We start from the raw sequence: 287 nt of genomic DNA, 5'->3' as shown, positions 1-287 counted from the left end.
GGCATCATCGACTACGGCACGATTCGCTCGGGTGAGTTGTCCCGCACGGCATTCAACCCGCGCGAAGAGAGGACCACTTCGCTGGTGATCAATTGCGGCACCACGCCTGCCAGGTTCGGGCTCACGTTTACCGATTTGCAAGCGGGCAGCAAGGTGACGGGCATCCTCGGCGCGGGCTTCACCGAAGCACAGAACTATGGTTTGGGTATGGTGGGCGCCCGGCGTACCGGTGGCTATTCGGTCACTCTCAGGGACCTCAGGTCGTCCGGCACGACGCTGTTTCCGAT

General features: G+C 62.0%; 1 protein-coding gene. It reads left to right on the top strand.

The window, feature by feature from the left end; all coding sequences use genetic code 11:
- Positions 1-287 (top strand): DUF1120 domain-containing protein (locus tag AAEZ05_RS28195; protein ID WP_350649853.1); only part of this gene is annotated, 287 nt, incomplete at both ends.

The organism is Pseudomonas sp. HY13-MNA-CIBAN-0226 (genome assembly GCF_040310305.1).
In the GTDB taxonomy this organism is placed as follows: domain Bacteria; phylum Pseudomonadota; class Gammaproteobacteria; order Pseudomonadales; family Pseudomonadaceae; genus Aquipseudomonas; species Aquipseudomonas gregormendelii.
Note: the sequence above shows the minus strand (reverse complement) of the source record. Positions and strands in the feature narration are given on the sequence as shown.